Here is a 25,911-nt window from a genome sequence, read left to right as displayed (position 1 = left end):
CAGGCGGGATACTGCGCGGCAAGCCGCGCAGTAGTGAAAGGCTCCGCTGACACTCCGCCAAATTACCCCGCAAGCGGGGTAATTGAATTCCGCAAGCGGAATTATAAAAGCTTGTCAATTCGCGCAAGCGCGAATTGAGTGGAATCCCGCAAGCGGGATTCCTGTGGCTAGCTACAAGAGCATGGTGCATCACGGCGGGCCTGTGTAGCGTCTGGGAATCCCGGCCACCACCTCCGCAATGGAGTTGACGACCATTCGGCCGGAGGGGCCGGCCTCGATGTAGTGACGGGCTCCGCTGCGCTCCACCCGAACCCCTCCCCAACCCTCAAGCCTGCCCTGTCAAGATCACCAGCACCCCGCCAGCATGCACGCCAACTGGCCGCGATGGGGTGAGCATCAGTCATGTTCCACTCTAGGGAGGGAATTGCCGTAAGAGTAATGCATCAATGTGATGCATTGTGTAGAGCCTGGGACCAGACGCCCCACCCCGGGCCGCACCACCACACCGGGACTTCCTTTCTGATTACGTGCCACATCCGTGAAGGAGACTCTGCCTCCGGCACGGAAGGACGGGAAAGAGGGCTGATTTTGTTTGGTGGGTGAGGGTTGGGGTTTGAGTTGAGGGCCCCGTCATGGGGTTCCTGGGGTGGGGTATTCGGGGAATCTCCGATTCCCTTGAAGACGAAGGGAATTAATTGGTATTCCGTGGAAAAAAGTAAACCACGGAATACGAGGGAAGGGAAAGGGTCCCTCCGGGCCCCCCGGAGCGAGGGACGTTCGGAGAGTTGCGGGGGTGAGCCTGCCTCCGGCAGGACCAACACCCCGAGGCCACAGAGGAAGAGAGGGAGGAGAGGCAGGAAGAGGAGCGGGTGAGGAGCTACCCCGGTAGACCGGCTGTAGGACCACGACCAGGACCAGGCCCCGGCCCGGACACCCAGGGACCGCCCACACGGTCCACCCCACCCCCAGCACCGCGCGGAGGCCCCGCCGACGCGCAACACACCACCCCCGCCCCGATCCCCGACGCCGCCGCACCACCCAGCCCGGACCCACCCTTTTTCTCTCATCCGGGCAGGGAGAGCGGCAGCAGAGGGGATGTCAGGCCCCCGACCACGCACGGAAACCTTGGTTGACCTGCGCATACGTGGACCCTCCCGAGAGGCTTGCGCAAGAGATGTCGCAAGAGAAGGCACAGGAGTAGCCGCAAGAGAAGGCACAGGAGTAGCCGCAAGAGAAGGCGCAGGAGATGTTGCACGTTTCGGTGTCTGGCTTCCTGCCGACCGAGTGAGAGTGTACTATTGATTTTGAGTTCAGGCGGCAACCTGACTCGGACTCAATCACCAACACGAGGAGCACCATTGAACACGGAAACCGTTGACGCGGTAAGCCGACTCACAATCCACCTTGCTGGAGAGCACGAGACCGACGCGCATATCGGTCTGGCACTCATTCCCCTCCTCAAGATCCCGACAGCCATCATCGAATTCCGGCACCCTACCGGCGCGCGTGTTTGGTGGGAAGGCTGGTGCGAGGCAGCCGCAATGCTCGACAGGATTTTCCCCGAGCAGGTAGACGCAGGCGAATTGCGCGAACCCGAACTCACCATCAATTCGTTTGTGATCCTGGACGACGCGCCCCGTCGCGCCAAGATCCGGGCCCGTGGTGCGGCAGTCAGCCCGGACGGAATCGGCGCACTATCCGTGACCGTCGGAGGTCTGACGATCGCGTGCGCGTCCCGGGCCGCCGTCGAGTGCCAGGTGCGCGGGTGGCGCGAGGCGTACGAAGTGCTGGCCCTTGACGGAGGGTTCGGACTGCCGTCCGCCGACGAAGTGGCCGAGCGCGTACGGGCCGACCACGCCCGCCACGGGGCCATCGAGCTGTTGATCGCCGCCGAGGAGCAGCGGGCAGGCCGGACGCGGTAACGCGTCCAGGGGGCGGCCCAACGGCCGCCCCCTCTCCCGGAATCCAGCCACCGCAGAAGGGGACAGCGTGACCGCCACAGGGCCGATCAGCCGAGGGCAGTGGGTACGCATCGAGCGCCGACCGACCCGGAGCCTGGCCGCCATCGCGCGCCCGAGGACCGCGCACCGGTCCGAACCGTGGCCCGAGGTGTGGGAAGGCACCGTGTTACAGGCCACCTACGCAGACGACGAGTTGACCGACGTCGAGATCTACGGCAAGCGCGAGAGCACGGGCGAGACCAAGCGCGTCACGTTCAGCCTCGCCCCGAACATGTTCTTCCGTACCAAGGTGACGCCCGTGGAGTCGCCGTAACTCGCCACGTCCGGGGGGTGATTGAGGGTTGAGAGTCACCCTCGCAACCGCGTATTATTGATTCTGAGGGTGAGCGGCAACTCACCCGCCACCAACTCGGCAACCCAAGGCAGGGGAACGATGAGCGAGTATCAAGACCACGTACGACTGACCCTTGACGGCCACCACGACCCGGCGGAGCAGCCCAGGGGCGTGATGCGTTGGTCCCCGGTGGACGCCCCCACCGAGTCAGCCCCGCCGGTGGACCCGTCGCCGTCCGCCGACGGCACCGCCGCAGCGCTGGACCAGGCACAGGCCGCATTCTTCGCGCTGCTGGACGCGCTCGGCCCCGGGCAGCACACGTTGCTCTGTTCGGCCACCACGCCGCACGGCGTGCAGGTGGAACTCCTCCAGCTACTGACCGACGGAGGGGACCTGATCGCGGTCAACGAGGCCGAGGCCCTCGACTTCTGCATCACGCTCACGTTCGCATTCGTGCCCGGCAGCGCTGGGGGTGTGGTCGTGCGCACGACGACGCCGGACGGTGCAGAGTCCGCGCGTGCGTGGTCCGTTCGGGGCGGGTGGCTGCACCCGCTCACCGCGCGCGAGGTGCGCGACGCCTACAGCTTCGACCCGGAGTCGGGCGGCACCGTGGAGCCGCCGCAGGACGTTGACTATCGCTCGGCCGACGTCCTCACGCGTCCGTCCGCCGACGCCATGCCCAGGGACGAGGACGGTACGCGCAGCCGTACCGCGCCCCCGGACAACCGCCCCCCGAACCGCCGCAACTGAGCTCTACCCCGCGCGGGCCGGTCGCCCGACCGGCCCGGGCGGGCACTCCCTGCCTCCCCTGCCCTGCCTCCCGGTGTGAGCGGCAACTCACCCGGCACCAACCCGACCAGGAGTGACCCGACATGACCGCAACCACGCAGCCCGCCAGCAGCACGCACACCCCTGCCCAGGAGCCGGCCCCGACCCCTGCCGAAGTGCCGGCGCCCACCGCCCCCACCTCCGAGCAGCTCCGCACGACGGACACCCGGGGCGCGGGGTCCCTGCCGCGCAGCCTGGTCCGGCTCACCGCCCAGGCCGAGGCGGCGGGATGGACGGCCACCGTCGAGACACAGCCCGGACACTGCGCCCTGCTGCTCACCGCCCGCCATGCGGCCGGGGAAACCATCCTGCGCTGCATGTGGCGGCTCACCGCCCGGCGTTATCGCTGGGACGGCGCCACCCTGACCCGCTACGGCCAGCAGGTCGCCGAGGGCATCGCATGGCGCGCCGCCGGGGACCTGGTGGCCGCCGAGGCGCCCACCGCCCGCACACAGCCGACCGCCCCGGACCTGTCCATGTCGGTGTACGGCAGGCGGGACGCGTCGCCCGTGACGGCGGAGGTCGTCTCGGCTTCCATCGCCACCACCCCGGCAGGCGAGGTCCCCGTCATGCTGCGCCCCTGGATCAAGGCCACCGTTCCCGTGACGCTGTACCCGTCACGGTGCGTCGGGCGCGATTACTTCGGCGCTGACTGCCTGCTCGCCCCCGAGGGCGACAACGCCGCCCCCGGCACTGAGCCGGTACTGTCGGTGCTCCCTGCCGACTACCTCACGTCGAACGCCGCCTATCTCGAAGATCTCGCCGCGTACGCCGTGGCGCAGGGACGTACGAACGAGGAGGGGGCCGCGTTCGGCCGGTGGGTGATCTCGTCGGAGATCCTGACGTTCGGGGTGTACGACTCGGCGTACGAGCGCTGGGTGCGGTCGCTCACGTGCACCATGACCGCCCGCGACGCGGTGCTCACGTGGACACGGATGAACGGCGCAGCGCTGCGCCTGGAGTGCGGGTGCGGGCAGCGTCACCCCGGTTGGCCGTGGGAGGGCGCCACGGTATGGAACGACGAGGGGTGCCACTACCTCAGCTTCGACGCCGTTCCCATGGACCGGATCACCGATCTGACCGCCGCGCGTGGGTACCGGCTCACGGGTGAGTGGTCGCACGGCGACACCGTCCGCCGGGTGACCGTCGAGCCGATCGCCGCTCCCGGCGCGGAGACGGCGCCGGTCGCGACCGCCGCAGCGGACGCCGCGCCGTCCGACCCGGGCACGGCCGAAGCGTGGGAGTCCGACGGCGGAGCCTGCCCCGGCGTCACACCGCCCCGCGGCCCCGAGCCCGGGCCGACCGCCACCACCGGCCCGAAGGAGCCCCAGCCGACCGGCGACGCCCCCGCGGCCCCGCCCGCCGCGCCGACGGCCGACGGGGTCGCCAAGCTGCCCAAGAACGCGCGGACGCTGGCAGAGGCAGCGACCGCGAACGGGTGGGACGTGACCGTCACGGCCAACCTCATGCAAGGCACCCTCGTACAGGCGGTCGAGGTGTCCGGCGAGTTCCCGGTGCACACCGGCACCCAGGGATTCACCGCCCGGTGCGTGCGGGACGGCGCCCGCTACTGGGCCTCCGCCTCGCAGCGCAACGGCCGCCACGGCGCCGCCTTCCGCGAAATGCTCGCGTGGGTGCGCGACGTGCGCGCCATCAACCGTGCCGACGAGGAGGCCGGCCGGACCGTGTGGGGACGGGACGCGCGCGAGTGGCACCGCCAGCTCTCCGACGCCGTCACCAAGATTGCCGAGACGGCAGCCGAAGCCCGGTACGAGCACGACCAGATCACCGGCGCCGCCGCCGAGCGCGCCGGGGCAGCTCTGGCCGACGCCGAGCAGGCGCACCGGGACGCGGTCGACGCGCTCACCCGGGCCCAGCGCGGCCACCGGGAGACCGGGGGCAAGGACGCGCGGCCCCTGGCAGCGGAGCGGGATGCGGTGCTGGACGCGGGCAAGCGGGTGCGCGCCGCCCTGGAGCAGGTCAAGGACGCACCGCGCGCGACCGAGGCCGAGGCCCTCGCCCTGGTGGCGATCGCCGAGGCCGAGCGGCAGTTGCAGGCCCAGGAGGAAGCATGGCGGGCACGGCTTGCCGCCGAAGGCCAGGAGCCCACCGCCGCCGGATACGGGCGGCTCATCCAGATGTTCGAGGACCCCCAGCGCGCATGGGTGACCTGGCACGCCGAGCACGGACGCGCCGGCGAGCCCTTCCACGAGGCCTACGACCGGTGGGGCGAGGAGCGCCACGGCAAGGGGCAACGGCCCGCGTACACCCGCGCGTACCTCAACGCCCACGACGCCGCCGACGCCGCACGGGGAGCACTCGCCGTCGCCGTCGGCACCGCCCAGGGCGGAGAGGAAGGCCGCGCCCTGGTGAAGCGCGGCAAGGACTGCACCAAGTCAGCGCGCCAATGGGTGCGCAATTGGCTGATGCGCGGCTGGACGACAGACGGCCGGGCCCAGGAGTACGCCGAGCAGCATCCGGCCGAGGTGGAAGCCGTACGGGTCGCACAGCTGACCGCCGACGGTGTCGAGGCCTACCGCCGCGCCGAGCGCGAAGCGTGGAAGGCCGAGCAGGCGAAGACCGCTGCCGACTCCCCGTCCTGACACGCCCCCAACCGCCCCGGCCGGTCCGCGCCCGCCCGGACCGGCCCCCGGAGGAGGCACAGCTATGCGACTGAGTCAGCACCGCGCGACCATCCTGAACCGATGCGCGCGGTTTCTGCAGCAACACCAGAAGCAGCGAGGGACGTTGCCGTGCCTGGAGACCGGCGGGACCCAGGTCTACGCCTACTGGAAACGCGGTGAAGGCTTGGTCGTGTCCGTCCACCTGGACACCGGCGAGGTACCCGCCGACCTGATCAGCCCCGACGACGCGATCCCGATCCGGATCACCGTCAACGGTGACGACGTCTTCGTTTCCGGCTGACAGACCATCACGTGATAGCGTATTATTGATTAAACGGAGCGGGCGGCAATCCGGTCCGTCGCCAACCCGACTCGCACCGCAAGGACGCCTCATATGCGCACCCATGCCGCGTTCCAGCTCATCGGCGATCGCTCCCACCAGTGCGACGCCACTGCCACCTACACCCACAACGGCGCCCGCGCGTACGCACTGTGCGACGGCATCGGTTCCACCGACGCGGTTCGTGACTGGACCCGCACCGCCGCCCGCCGGCTCGCCCGGGCCGCTGCTCTTCGCGCCGACGCCGAGACCGGCCTACGGGCGGTCTACGAGGCGTACGCCGCCGAGCCGGACCGGCAGGACAAGTACCCGCGCTACGACCTGCCCGCCGCGTGCGCCGTCGCGGCCGTCACCGCCCCCGGAAAGCCCCTCACCGTCGCATGGTGCGGAGACGCCCGCGCCTACGTCCTCACCCCGCGCGGCACCGTCCAGCGCCTCACCGACGACCACAACCTTCGCCGCGTCTTCCAGGGCAACCGCAACCGCATCACGTCCTGCCTGGGTGCGACGGAGACCGACGAGGAGAGGAAGGCCCAGTACGGGCATCCCGCGATCGAGTCCGCCACCCGTGGCGCGGAGAACTGCCGCCTGCTGCTGGCCAGCGACGGCGCGTACGAGCCCCTGGAGGACTCGGCCCGCAACCTCGCCGACTACCTCACCGGTTCCCCGCAGCACGCCGCGCGCGACGTCGCCGAGTCCGCGATCTCCCACGCCGGGACCTACGCCGACAACGCAACCGCCCTAGTCGCCGATCTCCGCACCCGGTAAGCCGCGGCCTGCCTCCCAGCACCTGACGCCGGTCCGGGCCCGCACGCCCGGACCGGCACACCACCCCACCCCGAAAGGCGGCATGCCATGACCGGAAAGCTCACCAAGGAGCAGGCCCAGAAGCACAACCAGGCGTGCGAACCGGTCGCGAGCGAGAAGGAGTTGGACGAGCGCTCCGACCGCACCCGCGAGGACGCACGATGAGCACGCCGACGACCCGCCACCGCTGTCCCTACCGGCCGGGCGCACCGTCCTGGTACCTCCGCGCCACCCGCCGCGCCCTGCCCACGAGCCGCTTTCCAGCGTTCAAGAGCCAGCAGCTCACCGGAGAGCAAGTGGCCGTGTCCGTCGGCCACTCCGGAGAGGACGGCACAGCCCACGTGACGCTGCTCATCGGCCGCCATCTGGGCAAGCCGCCGCATCCCGGCCCCACCCGCGACACCTGGCTGCAGGTGCGCGCCGACCTGGCCGCGCACCTCCAGGGGAGCGGGTTCGTGACCGTGCCGACCAAGGGCGGCGTACGGGCCACACCGCCCCAGCCTGAGCCGGTCGCCGTCCACCTCGAGCACGGCGACGTGTTCCGTGACGGGCTCGATGCCTTGGGCCGCTTCCGCATCTGGTGCCCCGAGCACCCCCATCTGGCCGGCCGCCTGCAGAACGCTCACGGCCTGGGACCGCAGGTGTTCACCTACGCCTACGCGACGGAGAAGGCCCGGCAGCCGATCTGGCCGCAGGGCTTCCGCACCCTGCACGCCGCCGCCGAAGCCTGGGCCGCCCACATGGGCCTGCCCCCTGTGACGGTGACCGAGATCTGACCACCTCGCCGCAATCCCGCCACTCGATGGGCGCCCCTGACCAGCAATGATCCCCGGAAAAAGGGTGTTGCCCCGCGACAAGTAGAGCGTATAATTGATTTCATGAGCAAGCGGCAACTTGCTCAACACCAACCCGACCGCACGAGGAGCAATCTGTGAGCGACACCGCAACAACGACACCGATGCAGCGGGTCACCCTGCAGCTCGGCCAGATCCGCGTCAACGAGAACAACGTCCGCCAGGACCTGAACCTGGACGAGAAGTTTCTCAAGTCCGTCGCGGCCAACGGCGTGAAGGTCCCCCTCGTGGTCCTCCCGCTCGGCGAGGACACCTACGAGCTGAAGATGGGCCACCGGCGCTACTTCGCCGCCCGGGCCACCAAGGAGACCGAGGAGGAGCAGGACGCAATCGAGGTCCCCGCGTACGTGCTCGACCCCTCCCTGCGCGAGGCGGGCGAGGACTTCATCGACCAGCTCATCGAGAACGACGACGACTACCGCCGGGGCCTGACCGAGCTGGAGCAGGCCGACGCCCTGTTCGGCGCGGTCGGCGCGGGCATGAAGCAGGCGCGGGTCGCCCAGCTCACCGGCCGGTCCCGTACCGAGGTCTCCCGCGCGGTCAGGACCGCCAAGGCCGTCGGCGACCGGACCCGTTCGGTCCTCGCAGAGACCGGCACCTATGACCTCGACCTCGAAGTGCTCGGTGTACTGGGCGAGTTCGACGACGACGGCGATGCCGTAGACCGGCTGCTGGAGGCCTACGCCAAGGGCCGCTTCGAGTTCCAGGTGCAGTGGGAGCGCGACGACCGCGCCGAGCAGCAGGCCCGCGCCAAGGTCCGGCCGCAGCTGCAGGCGGCCGGGGTGCGGCTGGCCGAGGACGCGGACACGCTTCCGCCGACCGCCGAGCCGCTCGCCGAGCTTGACGGCCCGGACGGCGAGCCCATGAGCGCCGAGGCGCACGCCGAGTGCCCCGGCCACGTGGCGACCTGGGCCGAGAACCCCCGCGAGCCCGGCGAGGTGGACTACTCCTGCACCGACCCGGACCTCTTCGGCCACTACCCGCCCCAGGAGGACACCCCCGAGACGGACGGCGACCAGGCCGAGGTCCAGCCGCAGGCAGCGGGGGAGGCCAAGCCTTCGGAGCCGTCGCGCGAGTACGTCAAGGCGGGCAACAAGGCCTACCGCGCCGCCGAGAAGGCCCGGCAGGGATGGCTGAAGGACCTGATCGGCCGCAAGACCGCGCCGAAGCCGCTCGCCGCATTCATCACCGAGCAGCTCCTTTCCTGCCCCAAGCCGGTGGCTCAGTGGGTGGGCGACGCGGGGCGCCGGGACCTGGTCAAGGAGCTGACCGGCTACGACACCCCCGCCGAGCGCGCCAAGTCGGCGACTCCGGCCAAGCTCACCCTGCTGAACTTCGCGGTGCTTGCCGCGACGTTCGAGAAGCGGATGGGCGAGGTCCGCACCTGGCGCACCGACAGCACCGCCCGTTCCGCCGTCTACGAGCTGCGGGAGATCCGCGAGGACGCCCGCAGGTGGCTGACCTTCCTCGCCGAGATCGGCTACCCGCTCTCCAGCGTCGAACAGGCCATCGTCGACGACGAGCCCTACCAGGAGGGCGAGCCGGACGCCGCCGACGCCGACAGCCAGGCCGACGAGGACACCCCAGACGGCGCGAGCGCCGAGGACTCCGAGGACGCGTCCTGACCTGCTGCCCGGGCCGGACCTGACCGGTCCGGCCCGGGCCCCCTCCCCTTCCCTCTCTGCGCGCCGCCCGCCCGGAAGGCCTCGCCATGCTCCGCTCCGAACTCCGCCTGAACACCTCTCTGTTCGTCGCCCAGGCCGCCGTCAGCAACCACACGGGCCTGATCGCCCGGACCGGGCTCGCCATGCCGGCCGCGCCGTTCGGCTCCCCCGCCTGGCAGCTGCCCGCCCTGGTCTCCTGCCTTCACCGCCTCCACCAGGACGAGGAGGACCCCTCCCCCGAACTGTGGCGCGCACACACCGAGCGCCAGACCGGCCCTGTGCCCCGGCCGCACATCCGCTACCAGGCTGACGGCCTGCACGATGCGGACGCGGTGTGCGTGCTCGACATCCAGCTCAGCCCGCGCGACGAGGAGACCGGCTGGCCCGCCGCCGACCTCGCCGTCATCCAGCAGGAGGAAGGCTCCTGCCCCTTCGGGCGCGTCACCCGCCGCCACGGGGTGGAAGCGATCGCCGCGTACGCAGCCGAAGAGCTGACCGCCGAGCACGCCCGGCTGATGGACCGCGCCCGCCAGCACCAGGACGCCTACTTCGTGCGCCTCGCCGACCTGGCCCAGCGCGCCGCCGACTGGGCCGACAAGGTGCGCGCCGCCGCGCACGCCGATGCCGTCCACGTCCAGGCCGACCGCGCCCGGGCCCGCATCACCCGCTGACCGCCCCTCACACCCGCGCCGACTGCCGCCTGTGGAGGCCTGCGCCATGTACGCGTTCGAGCCCGCCTCGCCGACCTACGCCATCTCCGACACCATCGTCGAACACCACCTGCGCGGCCGGGACCGCACCCGCGCCGACCTGCCCGGCGGCTACCGCCTGACCCTGCGCACCCGCGAGCGACACGGAACACTTGAGGCCGCCCTGGCCGCGCCATCGCCCACCGGCCCCGCCCGCATCAGCGCGCACACCCCGACCCCCATCACGTCGCGCATCCTCGACACGGTCACCCGCTACGCCCCGACCCTGCCCAACGCCCGCGACCCCCGCCCGCCCCCGGAGGCCGTTTCCCGCCTGCTCACCACTGGCGCACCGTTCCAACAGCCCGGCAAGGTGGGGCTGTTCGTCCAGTTCGGGCATGCGGAAGCCTGGCTGGAGGGCAGGCGGCTGAGCGTGACCCTGGGCGGCCCGGGCAGCGGGCTCAGCCTGGTCCTGGGCGGCCCGTGGGACGCGCCGTCCACCGCCCGCCTCACCGCTGCCGTCCTGCGCGAGCTGACCGAGGCCGAGCAGCTCGCCTGCCAGGTCACCTCGCTGCTGGAGCCCGGGCCGTGGCAGGTTCTGTCCGACCAGTGGCACCCTGACGCCGCCCTTGTCCTGCCCGCAGTCCGCCGTCCCGACCCGGAAGACCAGCTCGGCCGCCGCATCTCCTGGGCCCTGCGCGAGGTCCAACCCAGCCTGCGCGCGATGCAGCCGGACTGGGACTTCCAAGAGCTGATCGCAGTCGAGGGCTCGGCCGCCGCCCTGCGCATCACACCGCTCGACCGCGCCGTCCCCCGCCTGATCCGCAAGGTGGTGGACGACGGCGCCTTCGGCCCGGACGAGTTGGGGAACACCCACACGACGTGCGCCCCGAAATCCCGTCCCTGGACCTCCGTGTCGCTGCGAAGGACGAGCGCTACCTGTACGGCGTGAAGCTGGACCTCGCGACTGGGCGTACGTCCTGGACGGCAAGCGCGTGTTCTACGGGCCCCGGCTGGTACCCCTTCCACGAGCACGTGACGCGCCGGGAGAAGGACCCCACCGCCCCGCGCGACGACCGCGAAGTGCCCACGGACGCACCGTGCCTGCCCGGGTACAGCTCTCCCCCCGACGTCGAGCACTTCTCCTGGCGCAACGAGTACGTACAGCTCACCCCCGTCGACCACCGCGTCGAAGCACGCCTGCACCTGTACGTCGGCAAGGAGCAGGCCCACACCCTGGTGCGCACCGTCACGCTGGAGATCGATCTGCGGGCGAAGCGGGTGATGCTTCCCGCCCGGATCCCCGCAGCCCTGCGCCACCAAGCGGAGGTCAAGGGCCGGCGGATCCTCGATCTGCTGCTGGCCGCACGACGCGAACGCGCGCGGGGAGCGAGCGAGCCGCGGGCCGTCCTCGGGCCCTGGGACCGCCGCGACCCGGACAGCGCGGACACCTGACGCCGTCGCCGACCGCGCGAGCCACACCAGCTCACAGCCGCCGCGGCCGAGCCGGGCGTCGTCGCACAGGCGAATGGGACGGGCCGAACTGGCTGCTCACCGGAATCCAGACAGGGAAGAGACCGCGATCTGGCGGCGCAACAGCGCCGGATGTCACGTCGCGGTCCGCGCGAGCCAGCACCCGTGCCGCTCCTGCTACGAGCAGTTCCTCGAAAGCGGCCTGAGCCGAGAGGAGTTCGCCAAGGTCGACCGCCGCGCGATGGTTCGCTCCTTGTCCGGGCAGCGGCCGCCGTGTTCGGTCGAGCGCGACGGCGTGCGCTGCGCCCTGGAGGCCTCGACGCACGGTGCGTGCACCCCGCACTACGCAGCATGGCGCTACCACCTCCGCAGCGGGAAAACCGAGTTGGGACTCGACGCGTGGCTCCAGGCCCACGCCGAGCCGCGCCCGCCCGGCACACCGTGTCTGATCGGAGCCTGCGCCGGCAGTGCCCACGGCCGGGTTCCGCTGTGCACCTCCCACCGTGAGCGGCGCCGCCACCGGCACGAGACCGGCATGAAAGGCACGATCTACGAGGGCCTGGATGCCTGGGCTGCCGTGCAGCCGCCGCGGCTGACCGGCTTCCAGTTCTCGCTGGTCTCGCTGCCCGAACGGCTGCGCCATGAGCTCCTCTTCGCCCTGGTGGAGCGCGACAAGCAGCGCCCGACCCTCAGCCCGGTCGCGATGCGACTGATGGTCCGGGGACTTGCGGGCGTGTCGTCCGTTGCCGAGCTCACGGACAAGAAGCTCGGCGACCTCGGATACCTCGACCGCAACTGCGAGGCCCACTGGAACGACGTCGTACGTCTCGTGCGCGGTGCCTTCGACCTCTTCCGCGGCGTTGGCCCGCTAGACCGGCCGGTCTGGGAGCTCAGTGACCTCGGCTTGCGCTCGCGCACCCGTTTCGGTGTCCGTACTGACCCGCTTGCGAGTTCACGCCCCGTCCATGCTCAACGCACGCCCACCGGTCGGCCTCCTCCACCACGAGAAGGAGGTCTCCTCATCAACCCTCAACCGGAAGGACGACTTCGCGTTCACAGCCCAACGCACAGCCCCCGTTCCGCCTCTTCTTCCTCGACGGAAGGCAACCACACGGAACGGAAGGACGCGATGTGCGTACGAGACACGCTGGACAGGTGGTACTCGCCCTCACCGCGACGACAGCGGTGCTGGCACCTCCGGCCCTTGCGTACGCGAAGGAGCCGCTGCGCGTCGACCTGAGGGCGGACGTCGACCGTGACGGGCGGGTCGACCTCACCGGTGACACCGACACGGCCGGTGAGGACACCTGGGCCGTCGGGCGGGGGGCGGTGTTCCTGCCGAACATCGACGACGACAGCAAGCGGTGCCCGACCACCGGCCCGGGCGGCCGCCCGCTCTCCGACGCAAAGTTGGCCGCGTGTAACGACGCCTCCGACAAGAAGGTCAACGGCCGGGCCGACGCCGCCGACCTGGCCCGCGTGCGCTCGGTGCCGATGAAGAACCTGCCGTCCGACGCCAAGGGGAGCGTCAAGGTCACCAAGGGGGCCGCGCAAACCAGGGTCTTCGTCAAGCGGAACGGCGCCTGGAAGCCGGTCACTTCACAGACCCGGCTGACGCGGGCCGAGCTGCGCGCCGGCGTGGAGTTCGGCGTCGAGGGCAAGGACGTGATCCGCGACAGCGCGAAGTGGGACGGCCGCACGGCGATCCGGCTGAAGGTGACCTCCTCCGCCGGTACCGCCTCCGACACGGTCACCCTGCGCGCCGCGCCGCTGCTTACCCACCACGCGCTGCAGAACACCCAGCAGCTGCTGGTCACGAAGGTCCGCGGCAACGACGCCTGGGCCAAGCACCAGCGGAAGTTCGTCAAGAGCCTGGAGAAGGAGGCCCAGCAGGCCGGCATCACCAAGCCGCTGGTGACCTTCGAGGAGTACGGCGACATCTGGGCCCAGGACTTCGTCGAGCCCGCCTACCTCAACATGACCGGCCCGGACGGACGGCAGCGGACGATGCGCGTGATGCTGCGCTCCGCCCAGGCTCGTGAGGCCGGCCGCGAGCTCTACGAGAAGCTGCGCGGGCCGAACGTCGGTGTCGTGCAGGCCAAGGGCAGGGACATGCAGGGCTGGGAGACCCTGAACTCCTACGGGAACCTGGAGACCATCCCGCCCTACGCCCACAACGGCCGTTCGTTCCCTGCCGGGCGCATCATCATGGGCGAGCGCAAGGGCGGCAGCGGCATCCGCCCCTCGAAGGAGATACGCACGCTGCTGAAGTCCCAGGGGCTCCAGGACCCGCTCCTGCTGGACACCTCGTGGCTGCACGTCGGACACGTCGACGAGTTCGTGCAGTTTCTGCCGGCCGACACCCCGCGCGGCTGGCGGATCGGCGTCGCCGACCCCGAGGCCGGCCTGCAACTGCTCCGTGACGCCCGGCGCGACGGCCATGGCGCTACCAAGATGTTCTCCGTACCGGGCTTCGACGGCGTGGCCGCCCCCAAGGAGACGATCGACCAGGCCCTCGCCTCCCAGTACCTCGTGTCCGACAACAAGATGGCGGCCAAGAAGATCGCAGCCAACCTGGACATCCTGAAGCGGGAGACCGGCGTCACCGACGAGGAGATCGTCAAGGTGCCGGCCCTCTACACACGCGGCACGCAGGCCGGCGACGAGGGCACCCGCGTGCCCCTGCTCCGCCGCCTCGGCGGCGGAGCCGACCCGGGGGCCGCCGAGAAGCACGGCCAGCAACACTTCCTCGGCCGCGGCGGCACTCCGGCCGCCGACGGCGCCCCCTCCGCCGCACCCGCTCCCGGGACCGTGGAGACCAGCGCATACGTCCCGGGCGCCGTCAACGGCATCCTGCTCTCCCGTGACCGCTACCTCGCCCCGCGCCAGTGGGGTCCCGTCGTCGGAGGCAAGGACATCTTCACCGAGGCCGTCACCGCCGCGTACACGCGCGCCGGCATGAAGGTCTCGTACGTCGACGACTGGTACACGTACCACCTCGGCATGGGCGAGATCCACTGCGGCACCAACACCCTGCGCGACGCGTCCGCCGCCTGGTGGAAGCCGTAGCTGCACCGTTGCGGACAGCCGACCACCCCCAGGTCACCGACCTGGGGGCGGTCACATGAGCGGCCGAACGGGAGCCGCACTCGGGCTGAGTCACCCCCGTCGCCGACCGTGCCGGTCCGAGGCGGCAACTCCGGACCGGCCTCGCTCACCAACCGCACCGCCCCGATAGGACCCTGTGATGTCTGCGTATGAACAGCCGCCGCTCGATCTCGGCGCCATCTGCCAGCGGTGGAAGAACCGACGGCACAGCTGGAGGCCGACCAGTGAAGGCGGATTCGATCCGGCCCGCTACCGCGTCCGCGAGAGGCCGAACGAGCTGGTCCACACGGCGAAGGCCTTCGTCCGCGCTCACCATTACAGCGGTTCGTCGGGCCTTATCTGCATCTGTCAAGCACAACTACCGGTCGCAGGCTCGAAGTTTGTGCAGGCATGTAAGGCACGGTTCACGCCCAGACAGGCATCGCGGTGGGCGTCGCGTACGGCGGTTTGCGGCTCCAGAGAAAGGGCTGGTTGGGGGCCTGCTGAACCGCCAGCAGGCGGGGAAGACTGCGGGTACACGGCGGTGGATGGAGAGGGGGCGGTGTCCGTGGCCGCGGCCAGCAGTACGGACTCGGTGCTCAAGCGGGCCCGGGTAGCGCGGAACATGACGCTGGAGGAGGCCGCCGACGCGCTGAATGCGATCACTGGCGGGGCTGCGGACGCGAGTCTGAGAGTGCGTGGGAGTCCGGGCGGCGCCGTACGGGCAAGCGGAACCGGGCTGGGCTGTGCCAGCTGTACCGTGAGCGGCCCGAAGTGTTGTTCGCGCACCAGGACGGCGCGGCCACGAGCGTGTTGGAGTCCTCCGGGACGGCTGTGGTGGTCAAGGCGCTCGCCCGGTGGACGGACTTGGTCGAGGCGATGGTCGATGTCGTCGCGGGAGCTCGTGAGCAGCTGGTGGTCACCGGTAGCCGGTCGCGCGAGTGCGCATGGCCGTCGAAGGGCCAGTCGCGCTCGCGGTCGTGGGCGACTGCCCGGCCGCAGACCAGGACCTCCGCGGTCGCATCCGAGGACTGACGCAGCGATATCGGCTTGTTTCCGCCCAGGCATGCTGAGTTGGCCGTATCTTGGGTGGTGCCGCCTCCGGGGTTTGCCGACAGCTCCCCCGGAGGCGCCCTTCGTTCAGGCCTTGGCCGCCGCGACCTCTCGCATCCGGCCGGAGAGCTCCTTCACCGCCCGGGTCTTGGCGTACGGGGCGAGGTCCGCGCGCATCGTGACGAAGTGATCGTCGCCGCGGACGGAAGAGACGTGCTCGTACTCGTCGAGAAACCTTCCCCACGACTCGCATGAGGCGTCCACGTGCCCGTAACGGAGCTGCCGCTGGGCGAGTACCGCGTATGCGTGCACGCGGCCCTGGCGTTCCTGGGCTGGCTGGACCCGGATGCTCTGTTTCATCGCCTTGATGCTGCCCGCCAGGTCGCCCTCCTCCATCAGCACGTGTGAGACGTGGAAGAGGTAGGCGGTCTGGTCGTAGCCGCCGATCGCGTCGCGCCGGTTGTCGGCCTTCGACAGCGCGGTCTCGGCCTCGCGTAGCCGGGCGTGGGCCTGGCGCCGGTCCCCGACCATGGACGCTGCGTGAGCCTGCTGCCCGCGGAGGAACGCCACCAGGCGGGGGCCCGCGGAAGGCGCGGCCTCGGCCGCCGAGTCCGCGAGTTCCAGCGCCATCCGACCGTGCCCGAGGTTCGACGCCTGCAGGGACATGCCGCGCAGCGTACGGCAGTACGTGACGTGGTCATCGGCTTCATCAGCGAGCTTGAGGGCCTTGACATAGTACGTCTGGCCCAGGCCGTGGGCCTTCTCGTACATGGCCATCCAGCCCGTCAGGTACGTGAGGTCCGACGCCGCGGCGAGCATGTCCCGCTTCACCGGCTCGGATGCCTGTGCCCTCAGCCAGGGGCCGACGGTGTTGACGAGGAATGCGGCCGCCATGGGGCGCGCGTGGCCAGCGCCGAACTCATCAAGGATGTCCGCGATCCGCTCCGTCATGGACCGCACGGAGGCAACTTGAGAGGCGCCGATCCGGGTCGTGGCCTTGCCCGGCGTGACAGGATCGTCGGCGGCCCGTGCCATCTGCTGGAACACAGGCACCGTCAGCGCTGCGGAGAAAAGAGTCGCGGCCAGTACTCCGCGACGGGATGGGTCCATATCCGCCCTTCCTAGGTCGATCAACTCCTCCACAGTGTCGACTGGTTGGGAGTTGCCGACGGACACGGCGGGCCGGAGACCGGCTTCCGCATGAGTTACCGGCCGACCTAAGCGAGCAGACAGCGCCTCCAGAATCAGGGGCCTCACCTCGGGCTTTGGCGGCGTACCGGCGATCCAGTGCGCAACGGCCGTGCGGTCGTACGTGAGATCGAGCCCAGCTTGGGGGCCGAGCCGGTTGACTTGCTGCGCCAATTGCGTGCGCGTCCATCGCGCCTGCTCAAGCAGACTGTCCAAGGCACGGTTGGGCGTGCGTTTCCTCGTGGCCATGTACTCAACTCCCGACAGCTCCATGGCATTCACGGTGTTCACGGTCCCACCTGTCTCCCACGGTACCCGCAGACCGTGGCCGCGCGATTACCTCTTACACGGAAAGCGATTGATCTCGGCCTTGGGAGCAGAGGTGACCAGCGCACCACCAGTGAGAAGAGGCGTCTTCCCCCAAGGAGACGACCTTCACAGAGGGCGCCAGGCCGCCACGCTCGCACCCTGGCCCCCTCTACGCGAGCAAGACCTGTTGAGCGTCAGCTTCGAGGTGGACCCGGGTTGCGCCGGGCGGCGCACCTCGGAGCGCAACGGCCGCCGCGTTCAGATGGCCCGGCGCGTGACAGCAGCCCGACTGAGGTTTTGTGGCCTCAACTGGCTCGTGGACGACGCGACGCTCATCGTCTCCGAGTTGGTCACCAACGCCATCGTCCACAGTGGAACCACCAGTGTGACGCTCACGGTGAGGCTCCTGGATGGCGTCCTGCGTATCTCGGTAACCGATGGCGTGCCTGGCACTCCCGCGCCCAGCCAGCCGGATGCCGACGCCGAGGGCGGGCGCGGACTTCAGCTCATCGAGTACCTGGTCAGTGAGCACGACGGCCGCTGGGGAGTGGCGGAACAGGGAGCAACCGTGTGGTGCACCCTCCCCGTGCGCGGAGCCACACCATGACGAACTCCTCCGTCTCTGCCGTGCCGAGGTGGCGGCCGCCCCTGGACCCTGACGCGCTGCGCACGGTGCTGGAGAAGGTCCGTGCGTGGGAACCGTTCGACGGGGGCGCCCTGCTGGATGACGTGGCGGTCGTCCTGGACAACGTCATGCCGGCCGAGGAATACGTCGAAGAACTCGCGCAGCGCCTCCGCGGCCACCTGATGCGGCTCGTCGACATAGCTGTCGCCGCGGAGGCGGAAGAGGACAAAGCCACCGCTCGGCTCATCGAGCGCGCACGCAACGTGCGCTCCGAGAACATGCCGGGCGATCACCGGCAGGCCGTCGGGCACCTTCGCCGGATGGGCTGGACCGTCAATGAGCTGCTGGAGCGGCTCGTTGCGACGAAATGCCTCAAGGAAGCTGCATGACCACGGCCCCAGTACGACCCACCACGACACAGACGAGAGACGAGAACCGTTCCGTGAGCACCAGGACCGAGCCGGGCCTGATCCCTTTCATCACCCGGAGAGAAGGGGAGGATGCCGCGCCGGACAACCTCATCATCGTCCGGCACCCCTCCGGCCCCCGGCTCTACTACATGGACGAGGACCCCCGGGACCGGCCCCTACGCGGCGTTCTGTGGGCGCGATGCGGGTTCAACCCCGTGGACAACCGCAAGATGCCGACGGGCACGCCTCAGTGGAAGCTCATGCATCCCTACCGGCAGATGCTCACGATGCAGGCCCTGCGCTGTCAGGTCTGCGCAGAGCAAGCACGGACCCCTCTGGGATTCATCTTCCTCGCTGGGCCCAAGGACCAGGACCCCGCACAGCCCACGATCTTCACGAACCAGCCTCCTGTGTGTCCGAAGCACGCACGCGCCGCCGCCGCGCTCTGCCCGCACCTTGAGAAGAACCCGATGGTCATCCTCGCGAAGAGTGCACCCCTGTACGGGGTCCACGGCACCCTCTACGGCCTCAACGCGCGCAACGAAGTGCACGTCGTCGCGAAGCCGGACCATCCCCTGCCCTTCGGACACCCGAACGTGCCCACGCTGCTCGCCTCGCAACTGATCCGCCGGCTGACCTCCTTCCGCGCCCTCAGCATGGATGAGCTGACGCAGGAACTGACCGAGCTCGCCGCCGCATGAACCCCTGCCCGGTGGCCCGGATGACGTCCCGCCCGGGTCATCGGGCAGGTAACAAGCTCCGCCCGTACGACAAACGGCATTCGGCGCGGGCGGAGACGGCGCTGGGGCCACGTCCCCCATGGGCCCCAGCGCCGCGCTTGCCGCATGGACCACTGCCCGATGGCTTGGCCCGGATGTCGACCGGACCAGGCCATCGGCAGGCAAGACGCCCGGCGCGGGGACGAACACCCGACTCGCGTTCCGCCACGACCAGGTCCCGCCCCGCGCCGGGTGCTCCAGCTCAGCCCTCGACCGATCACGGAGGAATCATGACCAACCTCGGGATGCCCACCGTTCCCGCGCAGTTACACAGGGACCTCGGCGGAGGCGTCGGGTACGCGTTCAACGGCCAGCACTTCGACGCTCGGGCCGACCTCGACATCGAGGCCGCCGTGAACGCGCTCACTGCCCCGCTGTCGGTGATCGTGCAGGTCACCAAGCGGTGTGACTTCGACTGCTCGTTCTGCTCCGAGACCCTGCAGTTGCCGGACCCGACCCTCGAGCAGCTCGACACGATCCGCCAGAATCTGGCGGGCGTCGGCCGGGTCTTCCTCTCCGGCGGTGAGCCGCTCATGCGCAAGGACTTCGGGGAAGTCGTCGACATCTTCCACGGGCACCACATCGTCGCCGTGCCCACGAACGCCACGCACGCCCTGGACCACGCCCGGAACCTCGCGGGGAAGATCGCTTACGCCAACGTCGGGTTCGAGGGGCCCCGCGCCGCCTTCACGCGCGTTCGCGGCGACTACGACAGGACCATAGCCGGCGTCCGGGTCCTGCAGGAGGCAGGTATCCCTCTCGCCCTGTCGGCCGTCGTCTACCGCTCCACTCTGTCCGTACTCCCGTTCACGGTGCAGATCGGGGACGTCCTGGACGCCACGAAGGTGAAGCTGATCCTCCCTCTACGGAAGGGCAACGCCCTCGGCCTGGACAAGCACGAGTTCATCACCACCGACGAGGCCGAGACCACGTTCGCGCGGCTCAAGGAGCAGCGCGCCGAACACGGATGGTCCCCGGCGCTGCGGCTGACGGCGTGGACCCCGGAGAACGAGGGGCACATGATCGTGGTGGAGCCGAACGGCACCGCCCGCGCCTGGCCGGTCTACGACGCTCCGGACCTGTGGGAGAACCTGGGTAACGTCCTGGAGGAGCCCATCACCGCGGTCTGGGAGCGGTACCGCTTCAAGAAGAACCACATCTCCAAGTACGTCGGCCGGTCGATCCACGCCGTTGCACAGGGGGTGTGACGTGCGGGAGTTGACGAACCTGGGGTGGCCCGAGACACCGTTCGGGTCCACCACCCGGCCCGTGCAGAAGCCTGCGAACTGGCTGACCGGGTTATCCCTGGTGTGGGGGGAGGCCGGCGATGAGCCGGTCCTCATGGGCGCTGCCGCAGTGTTCATGAAGATCCACCGCACCAGGTCGCTTCCGGTGTCCGCCCCGCTCGCGAACTTCGGGTACCGCGTCCTCCTCCCGGACGCGACAGGGCAGACGGCGGCGATCGTCAGGCAGCTCGACACCCTGCTCGTACAGGCCCGCCGACAGGCGCGGATCATCGCCTGGCACAACGGTGCCGACGACCTCCATGTCCTGCAGCATCTCCCGCGCACCGAGGGGGAAGCCCGGCACCCGGGCGTGACCGCGGTCGCTGAGGCGTGGAAGGACCGCACGACCCGTGCCCCGGGCACGGCCCGCCGGGTGGACACCAGCCACGACCTCGGCCCGGCCGGACTCATCAGCGACACCGCCATCGCGCACGGCCTGGAGCCCGTGAAGTCGTTCGCCGGCAGCCAGCAGCAGGAGAGCGCACAGGTGGCATGCACCGCTCTCGCCGAGGGGCGGGCCGGAGACTTCTCCCCCGATGCTCTCGCCGGCAGCGTCCTGTCGTCCGCGGTCACCACCGCGCTGCTCGGCGGCAAGCACGCCGAACGACTGCACTGGGAGGAGCCGCTGAGCATCTTCGACGTGATGTCCCACGTTGCGTGGGAGGCAGCGCCTTCCCTGCTGGGCGGCGTGGCGTCATTAGGCAGCGAGTAGCGTCCGACGGGGCCGTGCGCACCGGGCGCACGGCCCCGTCCTACGGCAGGAACAAACCTATGATCATCACGAGCAGCTTGCCCAGTGCCCGCTCCCTGCAGCCGCCGCCGCTACGCACGGGAGTCGTACGGGTCGCGTCCATCGACGTCGAGTGGACGAAGAACTACCGGATCAGGATCGGGCAACGCCCCTTCTGCTACAGCGTCGCGTGGCTCGACCTGCCCGCCGGCAGCACCCCGGACTTGGCCGACGTGCCGTTCGAGTGGACCAGTGTGTACGTCGAGGAACCCGGCGAGATGGACGAGCTCGTCCGGCACGCCGCGGCGACGGTCACCGCGGCCGCAAAGACGTCCACGATCATCACCGGGCACCAGTTCTGCGCTGACCTGTCCGTCCTGGAGGCAAACGCCCCCGCGGACGCGGTCCCTCCCCTGCAGGCGGCCCGCGCGCAGTGGAGGGAGCGCCGCGACGCCCACCCGGAGCAGAGCCACTACGTCGACACCCGGTATGACGCCGGCCATCTCCTCACCGGGACCTCGCGCCGTCTCGTCGACGTGTGCACGGAGCTCGGCCTCGATGTCACCCAGCCCGAGCTCCGCAAGGTGTCCATGCCCACCTGGCACCGGCGATGGATCGAGGACGGCCAGGAGGAGGGCCGGGAACGCGTGAGCGTCCTCAACCTCCGGCACTCCCTTTCCACCGCCTACGTCGCCGCACGCACGGCCGGACTCGCCGTGTGGGCCGACGAAGGCCTGAACGTCAACCAAGTCATTGCCGAGGGCGCGAAAGACGCCTGGGCCTGGCTGGAAAACCCCACATTCACCGACCTCCTGGAGAACGCGTGTCCATCCGAGAGTGCCGAGTTATCGCCGTCGAAGGCACCCAGGCCGCAGGCAAAACGACGTTCGTCCACGCGCTGACCGCGCACCTGCGAGAGCAGAGCATCGGCGCCGCCTGCACCGGCGAGCCCGCCCGGACCAGCCCGTTCATGGAGGCCATCGTCCTCCACGGTGAGGGGAACTTCGACCTGGTCGCGGAACTCGACCTGTTCGCCCAGCACTTCACCGTGCCCCTGCGCGCCGCCCGGCACCACCAAGTGCTCATCACCGACAAGACCCCCGCCAACGTCCTGGCCCTGGCAGGCCTCGTCCTCGATCCCACCGAGCCGGGCACCGCGGCCGTTCTCGCCGCGGCCGAGGCGTTGTGCCGCGCCTGGATGCCCGTCGCCTACGACGCGATCGTGTATTGCCAAGACCGCTACGACCAGAAGGCCGGCGGCGACCGCATGCGGGAGAAGGTCCTCAACATCCAGGACGAGTCCGACACAGCCATCTACGAGGCGTGCCGCGCCACGGGCGTGCCGATGCTCGAGATGCCCACGGGCCTGACGGTGTCCGAGCGTGTCCAGTGGACCATGAACCACGTTGGGGACATGGGGCTGATCGCAGTCTGATCCCGGCTACAGTCGCCTACCGGCAAGCGCCCAACCGGCCGGAGGACGAAGCACTGTGCCCCAGCAGCCCGTGAACGACGTGATGCTCATCCTGGAGCGCGACGGAGCCGTGTGCCTTGCCGAGCGGCGCGGCACCGGCTACGCCGACGGCATGCTGAACCTGCCCTCCGGGAAGCTCGACGAGGCCGAGGACGTGTTCGACGCCGTGATCCGAGAGGGGCGAGAGGAGACCGGCGTCATCGTCGCGCGGGAAGCCCTGCGCATCGTGCACGTCATGCACTTCCGCAACCCGGAGGGAGAGCCCCGGATCGGCTGGTTCTTCGCCGCCCGCCACTGGGACGGCGAACCTCGCAACATGGAGCCCCACAAGTGCGCGGGCCTGTCCTGGCACCCCAGTGACCAGCTCCCCGACAACACCGTCCCGTACAACGCGCTCGGCATCGCCCACTACCTCAAGGGCCAACCGTTCTCCGTGCACGGCTGGGAGAAGCCTGCATAGAGCAGACGTGGAACAGACCGCGGCCGTTGACGCTCCGGACCAGGACGCGGCCGCGCTCGGCCTCGCCCCGGAGCCTGGTGCCGGCGAGATTGACAGCCAGCCCTCAAGAGTGTCATATTGATTATGCGAAACTAGCGGCAAAAAAGCGGTGGGCGGCGGAAGGCACCCCCTCAGGGGTGTCGACCCGGAGCGGCAACCCCGGCCGAACGTCCCGCCGACCACCATCACCAACTCGACTCGCCCGCCGGCGCGTGAGCGCCAGAGGAACAAAGAGGAGCAGGCCCCAAGTATAGGGCCGCAGCCAGAACCGGAGAGTGCAATGACCAAGGCCCTGAACCCGCAGCGCCGCCTCGTCAGCGGCCGCGCCGTGGTGAACCGCGACTGGATCCGCGAGTTCACCGGCGCCAGCGTCGGCACCGCGGCCCGCTGGTACAAGGTGCGGGACGAGCAGCCCAAGGAGCACCGTCACCCGGAGAAGGAGCGGATCGACGGGAAGGACTTCTACGACGAGCAGCAGTTCCGGGACTTCTACGCCTGGTTCCAGGAGGAGAAGGCAAGCAAGGTCCTCAAGGCCGACCCCGAACTCTACGAACTCGCCCCGGAGACCGTCGTCTCCATCAACAAGGCCGCCGAGCTGCTGAACTTCAGCGGGGCCTCGGTGATCCGCAAGTACCAGCAGGCCAACCCCGGCTACTTCCCGGAGCCGGTCGGCGAGGTCGAGGGCCCCACCGGCCGCATGATCCAGGCCTTTCGCGTCGGCGACCTGCAGGACTTCGACCGCAAACGCACCGGGGACAAGCTCGGCAAGGCCGGCCGCCGTCCCGGGCCGCAGCCCGAGGCGCCCGTCGGCCGGCCCTCGGCCCTCGAGGAGGCCCTCGCGGCCGAGCTGAGCGCCCGCGCCGACACCGAGCCGCTCACCGCCACGCAGCTCGCCGAGCAGTACGCCACCGAGGCGATCGACCGCGACGGCTACCACCCGGGGCTGGCCGCGGAGCTCAGCGTGCAGTACGGCGGGCCGCAGAGGTCCTGGGAGTACGTCGTACGCAACGCCCTCAAGCACCGCCCCGCGGCCACGCCGCCCCGCTCGGACGCCGACCGCAGGGCGGCCATCGCCCTGGCCGCCCTGCGCGAGCGCGGCGACGTCCGCGGCCTTGCCGCCTCCCTCGCCCGCGAGCACGGCGGCAGCCCCGACGTCTGGTCGCGCGCGGTGAACGCTGCACGTCGGCTCACCGACCCCACCTGATCACCCCACCAGCCGGAGGACGATCCCCCATGCCCAGCTATCAGCTCCGCGATACCGCCACCCGGCAGCTCCTCGCCCGCGGCCTGGCCGACTACGCCGCGGCCGAGGCCGCCCTGGACCGCATCGACGACGAACTGGAACACGACCTCGCGGCCAACGGCGAAGGCGCCGGACGCATCCGGCTGCGCCTCGACATCGAGAAGGTCACCGCCGGTCTCACCGAGGCCGTCGGGCACCACGTGCTCCTCCTCGGCGTCGACGGCCCCTCCGACCCCCTGCCCGCGCTGTAACTGCCTCTGCCCGGTTACCTGCTCTCAACGGAGCGGCCCCAGCCGGGCGCAAGGCCTACTGGATCTACACCGAGCGAGTAGCGGACGCTGCTGTCAGTGCAGCCTGGAAGAATCCCTCGATAACCCATTCCTCAGAAGGGCGTACGACACGATGAAATCGGCGTTTGTCTGGGATCGCTATGTCGAGGACATTCGCGTGATCTACCATCCCGACGTTCCGCTTGAGGACCGACGGGACCCTGCGCCGGGCCTGTTGCCATGGGCGGTAAGTGCCTGTTCCTCAACCTCGGGCGACTCTTCGACTGGGATGGTGTGCGGATCGGCGGACCAGTTGCGGGCCGCGCTGGCTACGACGAGGTCCAGGGCGAGCATGGCGAGCCTGATTGCCGGTGCCATGAGGTCCATCGACAGCCGCCCACCGATCGCCACGAAGAGCCGCAAGCGCCAGAACGGCCACCTATAACTTTTCAGGTACCTGTACTCGGCTTCCGGTCCTGATAATGACCGCACCATCGGTGGCGCGACGCTGTTGGGCCACCGAGGCCCGCTCAGCCAGATGGGGGTGCACCAGCCCGGGGTTGCCTGGCGCGCCGGTTTCGGCCCAGTGAGGTGCACGAGCACATTGGGACGAGCAACGCTGCGACGTAGAAGCGAACTTGACGAGAGGGAGACAACATGCGGATCAGCCACGGGGGCATCGTCAAGCGTCTGACACACCGACGCTTGCTCCGAGCCCTCACCACGGGTGCAGCGGCCACAGTACTTGCTGTGGGTGCGTCGGCTGGAACTGCGAACGCGGCCACCTGGACCTCCAATACGAGGGTATGGGTGTCGGCCGATGACCCCGGCGGCCTCGGCGCGTCCTCGGTTCTGCTACGGGACGCAAAGACCTACTACACGGTGCTGTTCGAGCCCCACGGCGAGGAGCTGCTCATGGAGGACCTGCTGGCCGACGGGCACGCGGCACGGGCCGAAGTGATCGTGGTCAACGCGAGCGGCAGGTTCGTAGAAAGCGACACCTTCTACTCGTCCACGGCCGATGGAGCCAGGTGGATCAACCTGGGCACCCCTGACGGCAGCGGCAACATCCCCGAGGATTACGAGGTCCGGATCCGAGTCTGCATCAACGAGACCTCCACGTGCTCCTGGTGGGAGTCTGGCATCGCCTGACGAGCAGGCATGGGCAGCCGGCGCTAAGAGGTCGTTTTCACCTGATTTACGCCACTTAATGCTCCTCAGTACTGCACTCTCGCCTCTCATGCGACAAGCCCGTCCGTGACGAGGCGAGGGCAATCGCCCATACGGCACGTCTTGGAGCGAGACGGACTTCAGGGAGTGAGACTGGCAATTCGGGCTGCCGCGGGATCTCACCAGCCGCATGGGTGCAGTGACGCCTCGGAAGT

At 69.8% G+C, this 25,911-nt stretch carries 26 protein-coding genes; 25 read left to right on the top strand and 1 reads right to left on the bottom strand.

The genetic code is table 11. The features are described 5' to 3' along the window. Positions 1-1,358 precede the first annotated feature (1,358 nt). From ACFVJQ_RS43290 to ACFVJQ_RS43225, 14 genes are all read left to right on the top strand, one after another. Positions 1,359-1,922: a hypothetical protein gene (locus ACFVJQ_RS43290; RefSeq protein ID WP_385791298.1), complete on the top strand. Its 564-nt coding sequence runs from the start codon at positions 1,359-1,361 to the stop codon at positions 1,920-1,922. Positions 1,923-1,989: 67 nt separating this feature from the next. Then, positions 1,990-2,274: a hypothetical protein gene (locus ACFVJQ_RS43285; protein ID WP_385791296.1), complete on the top strand. Its 285-nt coding sequence runs from the start codon at positions 1,990-1,992 to the stop codon at positions 2,272-2,274. A 120-nt stretch (positions 2,275-2,394) separates the two neighbouring features. After that, entirely contained in the window at positions 2,395-3,045 is a 651-nt protein-coding gene (locus ACFVJQ_RS43280; protein WP_385791294.1) for a hypothetical protein, read from the top strand. Positions 3,046-3,167: 122 nt separating this feature from the next. Next, a complete protein-coding gene (locus tag ACFVJQ_RS43275; protein ID WP_385791292.1) occupies positions 3,168-5,726 on the top strand; it encodes a hypothetical protein in 2,559 nt (852 codons plus the stop codon). Between the two features lie 64 nt (positions 5,727-5,790). Beyond that, a complete protein-coding gene (locus tag ACFVJQ_RS43270) occupies positions 5,791-6,048 on the top strand; it encodes a hypothetical protein (protein ID WP_385791290.1) in 258 nt (85 codons plus the stop codon). A 93-nt stretch (positions 6,049-6,141) separates the two neighbouring features. Then, complete coding sequence (locus ACFVJQ_RS43265) at positions 6,142-6,855, top strand: PP2C family protein-serine/threonine phosphatase (RefSeq protein ID WP_385791288.1); 714 nt, start codon at positions 6,142-6,144, stop codon at positions 6,853-6,855. A gap of 200 nt (positions 6,856-7,055) precedes the next feature. Further along, a complete protein-coding gene (locus ACFVJQ_RS43260; protein WP_385791286.1) occupies positions 7,056-7,670 on the top strand; it encodes a hypothetical protein in 615 nt (204 codons plus the stop codon). Positions 7,671-7,825: 155 nt separating this feature from the next. Next, entirely contained in the window at positions 7,826-9,373 is a 1,548-nt protein-coding gene (locus ACFVJQ_RS43255; RefSeq protein WP_385791284.1) for a ParB/RepB/Spo0J family partition protein, read from the top strand. An 86-nt stretch (positions 9,374-9,459) separates the two neighbouring features. After that, complete coding sequence (locus tag ACFVJQ_RS43250; protein ID WP_385791282.1) at positions 9,460-10,083, top strand: hypothetical protein; 624 nt, start codon at positions 9,460-9,462, stop codon at positions 10,081-10,083. Positions 10,084-10,129: 46 nt separating this feature from the next. After that, positions 10,130-11,053: a hypothetical protein gene (locus tag ACFVJQ_RS43245; RefSeq protein ID WP_385791281.1), complete on the top strand. Its 924-nt coding sequence runs from the start codon at positions 10,130-10,132 to the stop codon at positions 11,051-11,053. Next, entirely contained in the window at positions 10,984-11,556 is a 573-nt protein-coding gene (locus tag ACFVJQ_RS43240) for a hypothetical protein (protein WP_385791279.1), read from the top strand. Before ACFVJQ_RS43245 ends, ACFVJQ_RS43240 begins: the two co-directional genes overlap by 70 nt. A gap of 73 nt (positions 11,557-11,629) precedes the next feature. After that, a complete protein-coding gene (locus ACFVJQ_RS43235) occupies positions 11,630-12,814 on the top strand; it encodes a hypothetical protein (RefSeq protein ID WP_385791277.1) in 1,185 nt (394 codons plus the stop codon). Then, complete coding sequence (locus tag ACFVJQ_RS43230; protein ID WP_385791276.1) at positions 12,730-14,643, top strand: protein-arginine deiminase domain-containing protein; 1,914 nt, start codon at positions 12,730-12,732, stop codon at positions 14,641-14,643. Before ACFVJQ_RS43235 ends, ACFVJQ_RS43230 begins: the two co-directional genes overlap by 85 nt. Before the next feature lie 792 nt (positions 14,644-15,435). After that, complete coding sequence (locus tag ACFVJQ_RS43225) at positions 15,436-15,696, top strand: hypothetical protein (protein WP_385791274.1); 261 nt, start codon at positions 15,436-15,438, stop codon at positions 15,694-15,696. A 105-nt stretch (positions 15,697-15,801) separates the two neighbouring features. Here ACFVJQ_RS43225 and ACFVJQ_RS43220 read toward each other — a convergent pair whose 3' ends face one another. Next, positions 15,802-17,151 carry a hypothetical protein gene (locus ACFVJQ_RS43220; RefSeq protein WP_385791300.1) on the bottom strand — a complete coding sequence of 450 codons (1,350 nt, stop codon included), beginning with the start codon at positions 17,149-17,151 and terminating at the stop codon, positions 15,802-15,804. 247 nt (positions 17,152-17,398) lie between these two features. On the opposite strand from ACFVJQ_RS43220, the gene ACFVJQ_RS43215 reads away from it, so the two are divergent. The 11 genes from ACFVJQ_RS43215 to ACFVJQ_RS43165 all read left to right on the top strand — a co-directional run bounded on the left by ACFVJQ_RS43215 (position 17,399) and on the right by ACFVJQ_RS43165 (position 25,678). After that, a complete protein-coding gene (locus ACFVJQ_RS43215) occupies positions 17,399-17,818 on the top strand; it encodes an ATP-binding protein (protein WP_385791272.1) in 420 nt (139 codons plus the stop codon). Continuing rightward, on the top strand, positions 17,815-18,225 hold the full coding sequence (locus tag ACFVJQ_RS43210; RefSeq protein WP_385791270.1) for a DUF6415 family natural product biosynthesis protein: 411 nt from the start codon (positions 17,815-17,817) through the stop codon (positions 18,223-18,225). The genes ACFVJQ_RS43215 and ACFVJQ_RS43210 overlap by 4 nt, the downstream gene beginning before the upstream one ends. 53 nt (positions 18,226-18,278) lie before the next feature. Beyond that, positions 18,279-18,947, top strand: coding sequence for a hypothetical protein (locus ACFVJQ_RS43205; protein WP_385791268.1), 669 nt, complete (start codon positions 18,279-18,281; stop codon positions 18,945-18,947). Between the two features lie 308 nt (positions 18,948-19,255). Continuing rightward, positions 19,256-20,233, top strand: a complete 978-nt coding sequence (locus tag ACFVJQ_RS43200) for a radical SAM protein (RefSeq protein WP_385791266.1) — start codon at positions 19,256-19,258, stop codon at positions 20,231-20,233. A gap of 61 nt (positions 20,234-20,294) precedes the next feature. Continuing rightward, positions 20,295-21,023 (top strand): hypothetical protein, encoded by a 729-nt coding sequence (locus ACFVJQ_RS43195; RefSeq protein ID WP_385791264.1) that lies wholly within the window; start codon positions 20,295-20,297, stop codon positions 21,021-21,023. 59 nt (positions 21,024-21,082) lie between these two features. Further along, the gene (locus tag ACFVJQ_RS43190) at positions 21,083-21,943 is read left to right on the top strand and encodes a hypothetical protein (RefSeq protein ID WP_385791262.1); all 861 of its coding nucleotides are present in this window, start codon (positions 21,083-21,085) and stop codon (positions 21,941-21,943) included. Further along, entirely contained in the window at positions 21,865-22,476 is a 612-nt protein-coding gene (locus ACFVJQ_RS43185) for an AAA family ATPase (RefSeq protein WP_385791260.1), read from the top strand. Before ACFVJQ_RS43190 ends, ACFVJQ_RS43185 begins: the two co-directional genes overlap by 79 nt. A 55-nt stretch (positions 22,477-22,531) precedes the next feature. After that, positions 22,532-22,975, top strand: a complete 444-nt coding sequence (locus ACFVJQ_RS43180) for an NUDIX domain-containing protein (protein ID WP_385791259.1) — start codon at positions 22,532-22,534, stop codon at positions 22,973-22,975. 319 nt (positions 22,976-23,294) lie between these two features. Next, on the top strand, positions 23,295-24,218 hold the full coding sequence (locus ACFVJQ_RS43175; RefSeq protein WP_385791257.1) for a hypothetical protein: 924 nt from the start codon (positions 23,295-23,297) through the stop codon (positions 24,216-24,218). 29 nt (positions 24,219-24,247) lie between these two features. Next, a complete protein-coding gene (locus ACFVJQ_RS43170; protein WP_385791255.1) occupies positions 24,248-24,508 on the top strand; it encodes a hypothetical protein in 261 nt (86 codons plus the stop codon). 828 nt (positions 24,509-25,336) lie between these two features. Beyond that, positions 25,337-25,678: a hypothetical protein gene (locus ACFVJQ_RS43165; protein ID WP_307021050.1), complete on the top strand. Its 342-nt coding sequence runs from the start codon at positions 25,337-25,339 to the stop codon at positions 25,676-25,678. The last annotated feature ends 233 nt before the right edge of the window (positions 25,679-25,911 follow it).

The sequence above is a fragment of the Streptomyces sp. NPDC127197 genome, assembly GCF_042672405.1.
In the GTDB taxonomy this organism is placed as follows: domain Bacteria; phylum Actinomycetota; class Actinomycetes; order Streptomycetales; family Streptomycetaceae; genus Streptomyces; species Streptomyces flavusporus.
This window is presented reverse-complemented; position numbering and strand designations above follow the sequence as displayed.